This window comes from Streptomyces sp. H39-S7 (assembly GCF_027158205.1).
Classification (GTDB): domain Bacteria; phylum Actinomycetota; class Actinomycetes; order Streptomycetales; family Streptomycetaceae; genus Actinacidiphila.
The window spans coordinates 41,349-57,183 of record NZ_JAPVLU010000038.1; the positions used below are offsets into that span (position 1 = coordinate 41,349).

The 15,835-nt window shown below is 72.8% G+C and carries 7 protein-coding genes; 6 read left to right on the forward strand and 1 reads right to left on the reverse strand.

Features of this window, described 5'->3' with window-relative positions:
- Nucleotides 1–32 precede the first annotated feature (32 nt).
- The 3 genes from O3X23_RS30545 (at nucleotide 33) to O3X23_RS30555 (ending at nucleotide 8,593) form a co-directional block, all read left to right on the forward strand.
- Nucleotides 33–4,064, forward strand: coding sequence for a Pls/PosA family non-ribosomal peptide synthetase (locus O3X23_RS30545; protein WP_269275216.1), 4,032 nt, complete (start codon nucleotides 33–35; stop codon nucleotides 4,062–4,064).
- On the forward strand, nucleotides 4,064–5,425 hold the full coding sequence (locus tag O3X23_RS30550) for a M1 family metallopeptidase (protein WP_269275218.1): 1,362 nt from the start codon (nucleotides 4,064–4,066) through the stop codon (nucleotides 5,423–5,425). Before O3X23_RS30545 ends, O3X23_RS30550 begins: the two co-directional genes overlap by 1 nt.
- Nucleotides 5,426–5,686: 261 nt before the next feature.
- The gene (locus O3X23_RS30555; protein ID WP_269275220.1) at nucleotides 5,687–8,593 is read left to right on the forward strand and encodes a glycoside hydrolase family 3 C-terminal domain-containing protein; all 2,907 of its coding nucleotides are present in this window, start codon (nucleotides 5,687–5,689) and stop codon (nucleotides 8,591–8,593) included.
- 48 nt (nucleotides 8,594–8,641) lie between these two features.
- On the opposite strand, the gene O3X23_RS30560 is transcribed toward O3X23_RS30555, so the two are convergent.
- Nucleotides 8,642–9,715, reverse strand: a complete 1,074-nt coding sequence (locus O3X23_RS30560; RefSeq protein ID WP_269275223.1) for a M4 family metallopeptidase — start codon at nucleotides 9,713–9,715, stop codon at nucleotides 8,642–8,644.
- A 229-nt stretch (nucleotides 9,716–9,944) separates the two neighbouring features.
- Here O3X23_RS30560 and O3X23_RS30565 point away from each other — a divergent pair, with 229 nt between their 5' ends.
- From O3X23_RS30565 to O3X23_RS30575, 3 genes are all read left to right on the forward strand, one after another.
- Nucleotides 9,945–11,318, forward strand: a complete 1,374-nt coding sequence (locus O3X23_RS30565) for a WS/DGAT/MGAT family O-acyltransferase (RefSeq protein WP_269275225.1) — start codon at nucleotides 9,945–9,947, stop codon at nucleotides 11,316–11,318.
- Nucleotides 11,319–11,474: 156 nt separating this feature from the next.
- On the forward strand, nucleotides 11,475–13,100 hold the full coding sequence (locus tag O3X23_RS30570) for an MFS transporter (protein ID WP_269275227.1): 1,626 nt from the start codon (nucleotides 11,475–11,477) through the stop codon (nucleotides 13,098–13,100).
- Between the two features lie 62 nt (nucleotides 13,101–13,162).
- Nucleotides 13,163–15,835 carry a SpoIIE family protein phosphatase/ATP-binding protein gene (locus O3X23_RS30575; RefSeq protein WP_269275230.1) on the forward strand — a complete coding sequence of 891 codons (2,673 nt, stop codon included), beginning with the start codon at nucleotides 13,163–13,165 and terminating at the stop codon, nucleotides 15,833–15,835.

A 15,835-nucleotide genomic window follows, 5' to 3' on the forward strand; every position in this document is an offset into this window, starting at 1 on the left:
TCCCTCGCACCGGCCGGGAACGGGGGCACTGCATGACGCTGGCCGAGGCACCCGAGCTGACGCTCGACACCGTGATCGACCCGGCCGGGTCGATCGCAGCGCCCCGCGCGGTCTTCTCCGCGAACGGTCCCGCACCCGAACGGACCCTGCTCGACATCCTGGCCGAGACCACCCGCAGGTACCCGAACGGCGCAGCCGTCGACGACGGTTCCACCGCGCTGAGCTACCGCGCGCTGGCGGCGGAGACCGAGGCGCTGCGGCTGCGGCTCGCCGCGGCGGGCATCGGCGCCGGTGACCGGGTCGGCGTCCGGGTGCCGTCCGGTACCAGCGACCTGTACATCTCGATCCTCGCGGTCCTCGCGGCAGGCGCCGCCTACGTGCCGGTGGACGCCGAGGACCCCGAAGAGCGCGCCGAGTTGGTCTTCTCGGAGGCGGGCGTGAGCGCCGTCATCGGCGCACACCGCGAGATCCGCTCCTGCGGCACCCCGCACGGGGTCGTGGGCCGGCGACCCGGACCCGACGACGACGCCTGGATCATCTTCACCTCGGGCTCGACCGGCAAACCCAAGGGCGTCGCCGTCACCCACCGCAGCGCCGCGGCGTTCGTGGACGCCGAAGCCGGACTCTTCCTCACCGAGGAGCCCATCGGCCCCGGCGACCGGGTGCTGGCCGGGCTGTCGGTCGCCTTCGACGCCTCCTGCGAGGAGATGTGGCTCGCCTGGCGGTACGGCGCCTGCCTCGTCGCCGCACCGCGCTCACTGGTGCGCACCGGGCTCGACCTGGGCCCCTGGCTGGTCGAGCAGCGCATCACCGTCGTGTCGACCGTGCCCACCCTGGCGGCGCTGTGGCCGTCCGAGGCGCTCGACGACGTCCGGCTGCTGATCTTCGGCGGCGAGGCCTGCCCGCCCGAACTCGCCGAGCGGACGGCCGTCGAGGGCCGCGAGGTGTGGAACACCTACGGCCCGACCGAGGCGACCGTGGTCGCCTGCGCCGCCCAACTCACCGGCGAGGGCCCGGTCAGGATCGGACTGCCGCTCGACGGCTGGGACCTGGCGGTCGTGGACGCGCGCGGCGACCTCGTGCCCATGGGCGAGGTCGGCGAACTCGTCATCGGCGGGGTCGGGCTGGCCCGCTACCTCGACGCGGACAAGGACGCCGAGAAGTACGCGCCGCTGCCCTCGCTGGGCTGGGAGCGCGCCTACCGCAGCGGCGACCTGGTCCGTGCCGACGCCGAGGGACTGCTCTTCATCGGCAGGGCGGACGAGCAGATCAAACTGGGCGGCCGCCGGATCGAACTCGGCGAGGTCGACGCGGCGCTGCAGGCGCTGCCGAACGTCGCGGGCGCGGCGGCCGCCGTCCGCACCACCCGGGGCGGCAACCAGATCCTCGTCGGCTACGTGGTGAGCGCGGAGCGGGACACGGCCGGCGACATGCCGGCCGTCGAGGGGACCCTGGCCGAAGCGACACCGGCCGTCGAAGCGGCACCGGCCGAAGCGGCACCGGCCGGCGAAGCCGGCGGCGCCTTCGACCCCGTCGACGCGCTGCGCCGGCTGCGCGAGGCGCTGCCCGCCTCGCTCGTGCCGCTCATCGCGGTCGTCGACACCCTGCCCACCCGGACCTCGGGCACGGTCGACCGGGCCGCGCTGCCGTGGCCGCTGCCCTCGGTGGACACCACCGGGCAGGAGAGCCCGCGGGAAGGCACCGAGGCGTGGCTGGCGGAGCAGTGGGCCGAGATCCTGGGCACCTCCGTGGGCTCCGCCGACGCAGAGTTCTTCGCGATCGGCGGCAGCAGCCTCGGCGCCGCCCGCCTGGTCGCCCTCATCCGTGCGCGCTTCCCCAACGTCTCCGTCAGCGATATCTACCAGAACCCGGCGCTGGGCGCGCTGGCCCGCGTGCTGGAGGCCTCGGACGCCCGCGAGAGCGCCGTGCGCACCGTACGGCCCACCCCGCGGCGCGCCGCCGCCGTACAACTGGCGCTGATGATCCCGCTGCTGACCATCCCGGGGCTGCGCTGGGCCGTGGGGATCGCCGCGCTGAACAACGTGCTCACCCGGTACGCGGGCTTCGAGTGGGCGCCCACCGTGTCCTGGTGGTGGGTGGCGCTGGGCTGGCTGCTGTGGGTCAGTTCGGCCGGCCGGGTGGCCGTCGCGGCCGGCGGCGCGCGGCTGCTGCTGCGCGGAGTCCGTCCCGGCACCTATCCGCGCGGCGGCAGCGTCCACCTGCGGCTGTGGACCGCGGAACGGCTGGCCGAGCGCGTCGGCGCGAACCGTCTGACCGGCACCTGGATCACCCACTACGCCCGCGCCCTCGGCGCGCGGATCGGCGCGGACGCCGATCTGCACTCGCTGCCGCCCGTCACCGGGATGCTGCGGCTCGGCAAGGGCTGCGCCATCGAGCCGGAGGTGGACCTGTCGGGCCACTGGCTCGACGGCGACCTGCTGCACATCGGCAAGATCCGCATCGGCGCGGCGGCCACGGTCGGCGCGCGCAGCACCCTGTTCCCCGGCGCCCGCGTCGGCAAGCGCGCCGAGATCGCACCGGGCTCCGGCGTGACCGGGGCGGTGCCGGCCGGCCAGCGCTGGTCGGGTGTTCCGGCCGCGCGCACCGGCAAGGCCGCCCACCGCTGGCCGAACAGCCGCCCGCCGCGCACCCGGCGCTGGACCCTGGTCTACGGCCTCACCTCCACCGCGCTGGGCCTGCTGCCCGCACTGGCGGCGCTGCCAGGGCTGCTGACGCTGCTGCTGTTCGTCCGCGGCGAGTCCGCTCCCGGCGCCGTGCTCGCCGCCGCGCTGATCGCCGTACCGCTCGCCACGGCGGTGTCGCTGGCCGCCTACGCGCTGCTCGTCCTGGTCCTGGTCAGGGCGCTGGGCGCCGGGCTGCGCGAGGGGTACCACGCGGTGCACAGCGCGGTCGCCTGGCGGGCCTGGGCGACCGAGCGGCTGATGAACGCCGCGCGCGTCGTGCTCTTCCCGCTGTACGCGAGCCTGTTCACCCCGGTGTGGCTGCGCGCCCTGGGCATGAAGGTCGGGCGGCGCGTCGAGGCGTCGACGGTCCTGGCCCTGCCCGCGATGACCACCGTCGGCGACGGCGCGTTCCTCGCCGACGACACGATGGTCGCCACCTACGAGCTGGGCGGCGGGTGGATGCGCATCGCCGCCGCCCGGGTCGGCAAGCGGGCGTTCCTGGGCAACTCCGGGATGACCGCGCCGGGCCGCTCGGTGCCGAAGAACGGCCTGGTCGGCGTGTTGTCCTCGACGCCGAAGGGCGCCAAGGCGGGGAGCTCCTGGCTGGGCATGCCGCCGATGAAGCTGCCCCGGGCCGCGGAGGCCGGGGACCAGAGCCGCACCTACGACCCGCCCCGCGCTCTGATGGCGGCGCGCGCGGCCGTCGAACTGTGCCGGGTCGTCCCGGTCATGTGCACCGTCGCCCTCGCGGTCCTGGTCGCGGGCGCGTTCGAGGCGCTGGCGGGTACCGCAGGGTTCGCCGTCGCGGCGCTGTGCGGCGGCCTGCTGCTGGCGGCCGCGGGGCTGCTGGCCTGCGGGGTCGCCGTCGCGGCCAAGTGGCTGCTGGTCGGCAGGTTCCGCACGGTCGAGCACCCGCTGTGGAGCTCGTTCGTGTGGCGCAACGAGCTCGCCGACACCTTCGTCGAGGTGCTGGCCGTGCCGTGGCTGGTGGGATCGGTCCCCGGCACCCCGCTGATGAACCTGTGGCTGCGGACGCTCGGCGCGCGGATCGGCCGCGGCGCCTGGTGCGAGACGTACTGGCTGCCGGAGGCCGACCTGGTGCGGGTCGGCGCCGGGGCCACCGTCAACCGGGGCTGCGTGGTGCAGACGCACCTGTTCCACGACCGGATCATGCGCATGGACACCGTGGAGCTGGGGGATGGTTCAACCCTGGGTCCGCATGGCATCGTGCTACCCGGTGCGACCGTCGGGCCGCGCACCACCATCGGTCCCGCGTCGCTCGTCATGCGCGGCGAGTCGGTGCCCGAGGGCACCCGCTGGCTCGGCAATCCGATCGCCGCCTGGCACACCGACCGGCACGCAGAGGGGACCCGCAGTTAGTGAACAAGGCACCGGGGGGCGGCCGTGCGGCCGCCCCGGCCCCGCCCGGGGCGGCCGTCTCCACCGATTCGTACCTGCCCGAGCACGGCAACGGCGGCTACCGCACGGTGCGCTACGACCTCGAGCTGGACTTCCGGCCGAGCGCCGACCGGCTCTCCGGGCGGGCACGGATCTCCGCGGTCACCGACCACGCGCTCTCCGAGTTCAGCCTCGACTTCGGGACGTTCCGGATCGACCGGGTCCTGGTGGACGGCAAACGCCCCGCCCGCTACACCCACCGCGCCGGGAAGCTGCGGGTGCGCCCCGCCCGTGAACTGCCCGCGGGGGCGGCCTTCACGATCGAGGTGCGCTACGTCGGCACCCCGCGGCCGATCCGCAGCCGCTACTGGGGCGACCTGGGCTGGGAGCCGCTGGAGTACGGCGCGCTGGTGGCCGGCCAGCCGATCGGCGCGCCCTCGTGGTTCCCCTGCAACGACCACCCGTCCGACAAGGCTGTCTACCGCATCGCGGTGACGGCGCCGACGGTCTGCACGGTGCTCGCCAACGGGACCCTGGAGTCGTGCACCATCGGCGGTTCCACCACGACGTGGGTCTACGAGCAGCGGGCGCCGATGGCGAGCTACCTCGCCAGCGTCCAGATCGGTCCCTACGAGCTGGTGGAGCACCTCGGCGGGCCGATCGCGCAGCCCGCGGCCGTCCCGATGGGCCTGCTCGTCCCGTTCGCCCACGACTTCGGCCGGCAGCCGGAGATGATGGAGCTGTTCCAGGACCTCTTCGGCCCGTATCCCTTCGAGGACTACGCGGTGGTCGTGGTCGACGAGGAGCTGGAGGTGCCGGTCGAGGCGCAGGCCCTGTCGGTCTTCGGCGCCAACCACGTCGACGGGCGGCGCGGCTTCGAGCGCCTGGTGGCCCATGAGCTGGCGCACCAGTGGTTCGGCAACAGCCTCACCGTCGCCGACTGGCGGCACATCTGGCTGAACGAGGGGTTCGCCTGCTACGCCGAATGGCTGTGGTCGGAGGCCGCGGGCGGCGCCCCCGCCGCCGTCCTGGCCGCCCGCGCGCGGGCCCGGCTCGCCGGACTGCCGCAGGATCTGCGGGTCGGCGACCCTGGCGTGCAGCGGATGTTCGACGACCGGGTCTACAAGCGCGGCGCGCTCACGCTGCACGCGCTGCGCACCACCATGGGCGACACGGCCTTCTTCGCGCTGCTGCGCACCTGGACGTCGCAGTACCGCCACCGCACCGTCAGCACCGAGCAGTTCACCGCTCTCGCGCAGCAGTACACCCCGCACTCGCTGGACACCCTGTTCACGGCGTGGCTGCGCGAGCCCGCACTGCCGGCGCTGCCCCGGCCCCGTTAGCCGGCCGCGTCTCCGTACCCGGCGTCCCCGCACCGCGCGTCCCGGTGCCACCTCGCGTTCCGGTGCCACCCCGCGTTCCGACACGCCCGGACGCGGCCCGGAATACGGGGATATGTCATACAAGCTGTATAGGCTCGGCGTCGCAATATGGGATGAATCGGTCAGTTCTTGTCGTCATCGCGGCTTCACGGGCCGGGAAGTGACCGGACGTCACCGAATCCTCCTCTCACAGCTTCGGTGATCACCGACTAGGAGACGCCCGTGCCAGGCACTCCCCACCTTCCCCCTCCGGCCCGGCGCGGGACCCGTCGCGGGCGCCCGCGGCACCTCGCCGTCCTGCTCGTCGCGGCCCTGTCGACGAGCCTGACGCCCGCGGTCGCCGGGTCGGCGGCGCAGGCCGCGCCGGGCTCGGAGCCCGTCCCCTGCGGGATCACGACGGCGGCGCTGAACCGGCCCGCCACCGCCTCGTCGACCGAGCGCGCCGACACCCCGGCCGCCGCGGCCTTCGACGGCAACGCGGGCACCCGCTGGTCCAGCGCCGCCACCGACCCGCAGTGGCTCCAGGTCGACCTCGGCGCCGACCGGGAGATCTGCGGAGCGCAACTGGCCTGGGAGACCGCGTACGCGAAGGCGTACCGGATCCAGGTCTCCGACGACGGCGCCGAGTGGACCACCGTCCACGACACCACCGCGGGCCAGGGCGGCATCGAGACGGTCGCGCTGAAGGGCACCGGCCGCTACGTGCGGCTGACCGGCCTCCAGCGGGCCACCGAGTGGGGCTACTCGCTCTGGGATTTCAGCGTCCTGACCCCCGGCGGCACCGGCGGCGCGCCCGGCGGCGGCGACGGCACCTGCCCCTGGGCCGACTCCAGCGCGCCCGTGGCCGACCGCGTCACGCAGCTCATGGCCCGGATGACGCAGTCCCAGAAGATCCAGATGCTGCACGGCACCGGCAACAGGACGCCGTACGTCGGGAACCTATCCGCGATCCCGTCCCTGTGCATCCCGTCGGTGGGCCTCCACGACGGTCCCGGCGGGGTGGGCGGCGGCCTGACCGGCGTGACCCAGCTGCCTTCGGCCGTGTCGTCCGCCGCCACCTGGGACACCGGTCTGCAGCAGCGGTACGGCTCCGTCGCCGGGAAGGAGTTCGCGGGCAAGGGTGCCGACGTGGCCCTCGGCCCGACGCTCAACATCGTGCGCGACCCGCGCTGGGGCCGCGCTTTCGAGACCTACAGCGAGGACCCGTACCTGTCCGGGGAGATGGCCGTCGCCAACATCCGCGGCATCCAGGGCGAGGGCGTCATGGCGCAGGCCAAACACGTGGCGGTCTACAACCAGGAGACCAACCGCAACGGGCCCAAGGACAACGCGATCGTCGACACCCGCACCCTGCAGGAGATCTACCTGCCCGGGTTCCAGACCGCGGTCAGCAAGGGCGCGGCCGCCTCCGTGATGTGCGGCTACAGCACCGTCAACGGCGCCTACGACTGCCAGCACCCGTATCTGCTGAACACCGCCCTCTACGAGCAGGCGGACTTCGGCGGGTTCGTCACCAGCGACTGGGGCGGGACGCACTCCACCGTGGAGTCCGCGAACAGCGGCATGACGATGGAGATGCCCGGCGGGTCCTTCTACTCCAACCTCCTCGCCCAGGCCGTCGCCGACGGCAAGGTCACCCAGGCCACGCTCGACACCATGGTGAGCCGGGTGCTCACCCAGATGTTCGCCTTCGGCCTCTTCGACAAGCAGCGCACCGGATCGACCACCGCCGTGGTGACCTCCGCCGCCCACCGGGCGACCGCCCGTCAGATCGCCGAGCAGGGCAGCGTCCTGCTGAAGAACACCGGTCTGCTGCCGCTGTCGACGGCGTCGACGCACTCGATCGCGCTGCTCGGCCCCGACGCCGGCGCGGGCGTGCGCAGCGTGGGCGGCGGCAGCGCCGTCGTGACCAGCTCCGGCACCGTCTCGCCGCTGACCGGGATCCAGAACCGGGTCGCGGGCACCGGCACCACGGTCCAGTACAACGACGGGAAGGACATCGCTGCCGCGGTCGCTCTGGCCCGCGCCTCCGACGTGGCGGTCGTCTGCGTCGGGTACATGGAGGGGGAGGGCGCCGACCTGAAGGGCATCGACCTGACGGCCGCGCAGAACGATCTGGTGACGCAGGTCGCCGCGGCCAACCCCAGGACCGTGGTGGTCCTCAACACCGGCTCCGCCGTCACCATGCCGTGGCTGGGCCGGGTCCAGGCCGTACTGGAGGAGTGGTACGCCGGGCAGGAGGTCGGCAACGCCGTCGCCCGGCTGCTGTTCGGCGACACGAACCCGTCGGGGAAGCTGCCTGTCACCTTCCCCGCGAGCCTGGCCGACGTGCCCGCGCACACCGCGGCCCAGTGGCCCGGCACCGACGGCACCGTGCAGTACTCGGAGGGCCTGAAGGTCGGCTACCGGTGGTACGACGCGGGTGACGTCACCCCGCTGTTCCCGTTCGGGTTCGGGCTGTCGTACACGACGTTCTCCTTCTCCGGCCTCCAGGTCGGCACGCCGGACGCGAGCGGCGCCACCACCGTCTCCGCGACCGTCACCAACACCGGCGACCGCGCCGGCGCGGAGATCGCCCAGCTCTACGTCGGCGCTCCGGCCTCGACGGGTGAACCGGTCCGGCAGCTCAGGGGGTTCCAGCGGGTCGAGTTGCAGCCGGGGGAGAGCGGGCGGGTGGCGTTCACCGTCACCGCGCACGATCTGGCGCACTGGTCGGACACCACGGACGGCTGGACGACCACCCCGGGCGCGTACCGGATCCTGGTCGGCGCCTCGTCCCGCGACCTGCCGCTGACCGGAACCCTGACGGTCGGCACACCGCTCTCGGCCAGGACCGTGACCGGCACCGCGACCGCCACGGGCAGCGTCGCCGTGACCAACCCGCACGGCATGAGCAGCCGGACCGGTGCTCCGGTCCGGCTGGCGATCGCGGCCCGGACCACCGGCTCCGCTGGGCCCGCACCGGTCTTCGCCGCGACCGGGCTGCCGAAGGGGCTGTCGATCAGCCGGGCCGGGGTGATCTCCGGTACGGCGACCGCACCGGGCACCAGCACGGTCTCCGTCACCGCGACCGCCCCCACCGGCGCGACCGGCACCGCCGGCTTCGTGTGGACCGTCAGCCGGTCCTGACCCCGGCGGCGCGGCCGGTCCGCGCCGTGGCGCCGCGCTCCCGCGCCGTCACGAGCGGCCGGTCACGTTGACGCCGGTCCACGCGGCGGCGACCGCCGCGTACTGGCTACTGGCCGCCCCGTACAGGTCGCGCGCCGCGTTGAGGGTCGCGGTCCGGGCCGTGTGGTAATTGGCGTTGGACGTCAGGTACACGGTCAGCGCCCGGTACCAGATCGCCGCCGCGCTGTTCTGCCCGATGCCGGTGAGTACCGAGCCGTCGGCGGTCGGGCTGTTGTAGGAGATGCCGTTGACGACCCGGGGGCCGCTGCCCTCGGCGAGCAGGAAGAAGAAGTGGTTGGCGATCCCCGACGCCAGGTGCGGGTCGAGACTGGGGACCGACGTCGACCAGTAGTCGGGTGAGGCGCCGTCCCGGGAGGGCCGGTCCATGTAGCGCAGCGGGGTGCCGTTCCCGTTGAGGTTGGCCTTCTCGCCGATGAGGTAGTCGGGCACGTCGGCCGGGATGCCGGCGTAGAACTCCACCATGGTGGCGAAGATGTCGGAGGTGCCCTCGTTGAGCGCGCCCGCCTCGCCGCTGTAGCCGAGCCCGGCGGTGGCGGAGGTGACGCCGTGGGTGATCTCGTGCGCGCCGATGTCGATGGTGGTCAGCGGATGGGCGTTGTCCGATCCGTCGCCGTAGCTGACGCAGCCGCAGGCGTCGCTCCAGAAGACGTTGGCGTAGTTGCTGCCGTAGTGGACGACGCTGCGGATGCCCTTGCCGTCGTTCCTGACGCCGAGGCGCTGGAACGTGTACTTGAAGTAGTCCCACACGGAGACGGCGGCGAACTGGGCGTCGACGCCCGCGGACTGGATGTTGGTGGGAAGGCCGTTGCCCCAGATGTTGTCCGCGTCGGTGAGGACGGCATTGGTCCGGCCGTTGACGGTGACGGTGTTGCCGCGGGTCGGGTCCTGCAGCAGGTAGGCCGCCGCCGTCCTCGTGGTGGTCAGCGGGACCTTGCCGTCGTGCACCCCGTAGCCCGTGCCGAGGGCGGGGGAGTCAGCGGCCGCCGCGGTGCCCGAGCCCATGACCGACGCCAGCAGCGCCGCGGCCGCGAGAACGGCCCCCGCGGTGAGTCTCCGTCGCATCTGACTGCCTCTCTGTCGCCGGCGCGGTGGCGCCCTGTCTCGTGGGGCGCCGGGTGGGCGCCGGGACGAAGCATGGCGGCGCGGCACCAATTCTTGGCAGGGGCTTGTCAAGGATTGGCGCGCCTTCGCCGGTCAGGAGGCCGGATACGGTCGGCCGGCGGCCGGAATCCGGCCTCATGTGCCCTGGACGGGGCCGGGGCTCCCCTCTACGGTTGCGATCGTGGACCGGATGAGCGCCTTGGATGCGGGTTTCTTCTTCATCGAGGACGAGAACGTGCCGATGCACGTGGGATCGGTCCTGGTGTTCGAGGGACCGGTGCCGTCGTACGGGGATGTCATCAGGCTGCTGGTGTCCAAACTCTCCGACGTGCCCCGCTACCGGCAGCGGGTGAAGAGCCTGCCGCTGAACCTGGGCCGGCCCGTCTGGGTCGACGACGAGCACTTCCAGATCCTCTACCACCTGCGCCACACCGCGGTGCCCGCGCCGGGCGGCGACGACCAGCTGCGCAACCTCGCCGGCCGGCTCTTCGCCCAGCGCCTGGACCTCACGAAGCCGCTGTGGGAGATGTGGCTCGTGGAAGGGCTGGAGGGCGGCCGCTGGGCGCTCATCTCCAAGGTGCACCACTGCATGATCGACGGCATGGCCGGCACCGACATGATGCAGCTGGTGCTGGACTGGCGAAAGGACATCGAGCTGTCCGAGCCCCGGCCCTGGACGCCGGAGCCGAGCCCGTCCACGCTCGACCTCGTCGCCGACGGGGTGCGCGACGCCGTGCTGACCCCGCTGGGACACCTGGCCGCCGTCCCCGCCCTGGCCCGGCGGCTGCGCAGCGGGTCGGAGCTGCTCGGCGTCGGCCGCGCCCTGGCCGGCAGCCTGCCGAGCACCGCCCGCCGGCTGACCACCCGCGCGGCCGGCTCACTGAACGGCTCCCTGGGCCCGCACCGCCGCTGGGTGTGGGCGAAGGCGGATCTGACGGAGACCAAGGCGATTCGCAACGTGACCGGCGGGACGGTCAACGACGTCATCCTCGCCGCGATCACCCGCGGCTTCCGCGACCTGCTGGAGAGCCGCGGTGAGCTGGCCGAGGGCATGGTGGTCCGCACGATGGTCCCGGTCTCCGTACGCTCGCGGGACCAGCGCAACAGGCTGGACAACCGGGTGAGCGCCGTCCTGCTGAACCTGCCGGTCAGCGATCCCGACCCGCGGGCGCGGCTCGCAGCGGTGCGCGAGCAGATGGACGACCTCAAGAGCAGCCGCCAGGCGGCCGGCGCGGAGGCGATCACCGGCATGGCGAACTTCGCGGCGCCGACCCTGCTGGCGCTGGGCTCGCGCACCGCCATGCGCTTTCCGCAGCAGTTCCTGCAGACGGTCACCACCAACGTTCCCGGCCCGCGGGTGCCGCTGTACCTGCTGGGCAGGCGGCTGGCCGAGATCTACCCGTACGTGCCGATCGCCAGCACCATGCGGATCAGCGTCGGGATCTTCTCCTACCTCGGCCAGATCACCTTCGGCGTCAACGCCGACTTCGACGGGGTACCCGACGTCCAGGTGCTCGCGGACGGCATCCGCGCCGGCTTCGACGAGCTCCTCGCGCTGGCCTAGAACCGGTCCCGGCCCGACCGCGTACGGGGATCCGTCCGGCGGACCACCGACCGAATGGCGGGGTCGTGCGGCCGGGCCTAGCCTCGGAAGGTGACCGTTTCGTTCCCTCCGGCCTGAGGCGCGGACCAGCGCGCGGGCCATCGCAGAGGCGCTGCCATGACGGACTCCCAGCCGACACCCGCAACATCTGCCGCATCCCCGGAGCGGGGCCACGGCAGAGGTATCGCACTCCTCGTCATCTGTTCGTGCCAGTTGATGGTGGTCCTCGACATCACCATCGTGAACATCGCCCTGCCGCACATCCAGACCTCGCTCGGTTTCTCGACCGAGAACCTGTCCTGGGTCATCAACGCCTACACGCTGACCTTCGGCGGACTGCTCCTGCTCGGCGGGCGGCTGGGCGACATCCTCGGCCGCCGCCGGGTCTTCACCTTCGGTGTGCTGCTCTTCGTGCTCGCCTCGCTGCTCGGCGGACTCTCGCAGGAATCCTGGCAGTTGCTCGCGGCCCGCTCGCTGCAGGGCGTCGGCGGCGCCATCGCCTCTCCCACCGCCCTCGCGCTCATCACCACGACCTTCCGCGAAGGACCCGAGCGGAACAGGGCGTTCGGTGTGTTCGCCGCCGTCTCGGCGGGCGGCAGTGCGATCGGGCTGCTCGCGGGCGGTCTGCTCGTGGAGTGGCTCGACTGGCGCTGGGTCTTCTTCGTCAACGTGCCCATCGGCCTGCTGATCGTGCTCGCGACGCCCCGTTACATCCGGGAGTCCGAGCGCCACCCGGGCAACTTCGACATCCTCGGCGCGCTCACGTCCACCGTGGGTATGGTGCTGCTCGTCTACGGCTTCATCCGCGCCTCCAAGGACGGCTGGAGCGACAGCGTGACCATCGCGTCCTTCGTGGCGGCCGTGGTGCTCCTGTTCGTGTTCCTCACCGTCGAGCGCCGGTCGAAGCAGCCCATCACGCCGCTGTGGATGTTCCGGGACCGCAATCGCGCCGGCGTCTACGGGATCATGCTGAGCCTGTCCGCCGCGATCTTCGGGATGTTCTTCTTCCTGACGCTCTTCGTGCAGAACGTCCTGGCATTCAGTCCACTGCGGGCCGGCCTCGCCTTCCTGCCGGTGAGCGTGATCATCGCGGTCGCTGCGGGGTTCACCTCGCAACTGCTGCCCAAGTGGGGACCCAAGCCCTTCATGGTGGTGGGGGCGGTCCTGGCCGCGGTGGGACTCGGCTGGCTGACGATGACCGATGTCGACAGCTCGTACCTGGGCAGCATCCTCGGCCCCATCCTGGTCTTCGGCGCCGGCATGGGCCTGCAGTTCGTGTCACTGACGCTGATGGCGGTGTCGGGCGTCGAGCCGAAGGACACGGGCGCGGCCTCCGGGATCCTCAACGCCACCCAGCAGGTGGGCGGATCGCTCGGCCTGTCCGTCCTGGTCACCGTCTTCGGCACGGCCAGCCGCAACGAGGCCACCGACCAGGTCCCCCAGTTCCTGTCGCAGGCGTCCCCGGCCCAGCGGCTGGAGTTCCGCAGGACCGGGCAGCTCCCGTCGCCCTGGGGCGACCAGGTGCTGACGTCGGGCATCTCGAGCGCCTTCGTCGCCGCTGCCATCTTCGCCGTCGTCGGCGCCCTGATCGCCCTGCTGGTCATCCAGGTACGTCCCTCCGACCTGGAACGTCTCCAGGGTGGTGGCGCTGTCCCCCTCGTGCCGGCCGACGTCGGCGAGACGGCCTCCGGCACGCCGCCGGGGGCGTCCGGCCCGCGCGACGCTCCCCCTCCACACGGCTGAACCGCCGGACTCATGCACTCCGGCCACTCGCTTACCGGGGTCAACAGAGGTAGACATAGGCCATGGCCCGGTTGACGGTCCGATCCTCGGGCGCCCTCCCGGCCGGCCGACGCAGGTGGATCAGGGGGATACGCAGCGTCGCCGGCCAGGTCTTCGCGCTGCAAGTGGTCGTGGTGGTGCTGCTCGTCCTGGCGGCGGTGCTGGCGCTCGTCCTGGAGTCGGGGCACGACAGCACGCAGGAGGCCCGCAACCGCTCGGTCGCCGTCGCCCAGACCTTCGCGAACTCGCCGGGAATCGTGGCGGCGCTGCAGTCCGATCACCCGAGCGCGATCCTCCAGCCGAAGGCCGAGGCCGCCCGGATCGGCTCCGGCGTGGACTTCATCGTCGTGCTGAACACCGACGGGATCCGCTACACCCACCCCAAGCCGGACCGGATCGGCAAGAAGTTCGTCGGCAACTACGAGGCGGCCCTGCACGGCGAGGTGATCATCGAGCGGATCGTCGGGACGATCGGGCCGCTCGTCCAGGCCGTGGTCCCCGTCCGCGACGCCGGCGGCCAGGTGGTCGGCCTGGTCTCCGCCGGGATCACCATCACCAAGGTCAGCGGGGTCGTCAACGAGCAGCTGCCGCTCATCCTCGGCGCCGCGGCCTTCGCACTCGCCCTGGCCACGGTCGGGGCGGCGCTCACCAGCAGACGGCTGCGGCGCCAGACACACGGTCTGGGGCCGACCGAGATGACCCGGATGTACGAGCACCACGACGCGGTGCTGCACGCGGTGCGGGAGGGCGTGGTCATCGTCGGCGGGGACGGCAGGCTGCTGCTCGCCAACGACGAGGCGCGCAGGCTGCTGGGACTGCCGTCGGACGCCGAGGGACGCCCGGTGAGCGGCCTGGGGCTCAACCGCAGGGCGGCGGAGCTGCTGGCGTCGCAACAGGCCGTCAGCGACGAGGTCCTGCCGGCCGGCGACCGGCTGCTGGTGGTGAACATCCGGCCCACCGACCGCAACGGCGGCCCTCCCGGCATGGTCGCGACCCTCCGCGACTCCACGGAGCTGCAATCGCTGTCGGACCGGGCCGAGGCGGGCCGCAGGCGCCTGCGCCTGCTCTACGACGCCAGTGTCACCATCGGCACCAGCCTGGACGTGTCGCGGACCGCGCAGGAACTCACACGGGTGGCCGTCCCCCGGTTCGCCGACTTCGTCAGCGTCGACCTCGCGGTGCCCGTCCTGCGCGGGGAGGAGCCCTCGGGCAGCGTCGGCGCCCCGATGCAGCGGGTCGCCGTCAGCGGCATCAGGGACGACAGCCCGTTCTACCCCGTGGGCCGGCCGATCACCGTGCTCCCCGCCACTCCGCAGGCCTGGAGCCTCGACACCGGCCGGGGCATGTACGACCCCGACCTCGCGTCGTCCACCGACTGGCAGGTGCAGGACCCCGAACGCGCCGCGGAGCTCCTCGCCTACGGGATCCACTCGGTCGTCAGGGTCCCGCTGCTGGCCCGCGGCGTGCTGCTGGGGATCGCCAAGTTCTGGCGCTCGGAGCGGCCGGAGCGCTTCGACGAGGACGACCTCTCCTTCGCCGAGGAACTGGTCACCCGGGCGGCCGTGTGCATCGACAACGCCCGGCGCTACACCCGTGAGCACGCCATGGCCGTCACCCTGCAGCACAGCCTGCTGCCGCACGGCCTGCCCGAGCAGAACGCCGTCGAGGCCGCCTACCGCTACCTGCCCGCCCAGGCCGGCGTCGGCGGGGACTGGTTCGACGTCATCCCCCTGCCGGGCGCCCGGGTCGCGCTGGTCGTCGGCGACGTCGTCGGCCACGGGCTGCACGCCGCCGCGACCATGGGGCGGCTGCGCACCGCGGTCCACAACTTCTCCACGCTGGACCTGCCGCCGGACGAGGTGCTGGGCCACCTCGACGAACTGGTGAGCCGGATCGACCAGGACCAGACGGCCGCGGGCTCCGGCGACGACGTCACGGGAGCGACCTGCCTGTACGCGATCTACGACCCGGTCTCGCGGCTGTGCACGATGGCCAGGGCGGGCCATCCGCCGCCGGCGCTGGTCCATCCGGACGGGACGGTGGAATTCCCCGACCTGCCCGCCGGGCCGCCGCTGGGCGTCGGAGGCCTGCCGTTCGCGACGGCCGAAGTGCGGCTGCCCGAGGGCAGCCGGCTGGTGCTCTACACCGACGGGCTCGTCGAGGACCGCGAGCGGGACATCGACGACGGGCTCGAGCGGCTGCGCGGCGCCCTCAAGGACGTCGACCGGACACCGGAGGAGACCTGCGAGGCGGTCCTGGAGGCCCTCCTGCCCGCCCACCCGAAGGACGACATCGCCCTGCTCGTCGCCCGCACCCACGTCCTGCCCGCCGAACGGATGGCGGAGTGGGAGGTGCCGTCCGACCCCGCGGCGGTGTCCGAGGTCCGTGCCGCGGTCAGCCGGAAGCTGGCGGGCTGGGGACTGGACGAGGCGGCCTTCGTGACGGAGCTGATCCTCAGCGAACTCGTCACCAACGCCATCCGCCACGGGGCGGCGCCGATCAAGGTCAGGCTGCTGCTCGACCGGGCGCTGATCTGCGAGGTGTCCGACACCAGCGACACCTCACCGCACCTGCGCTACGCCGCCACGATGGACGAGGGCGGCCGCGGCCTCTTCCTCGTCGCCCAGTTCGCCGAGCGCTGGGGCACCCGCTACACCGCCGAGGGCAAGGTGATCTGGAGCGAGCAGCCGCTCTGA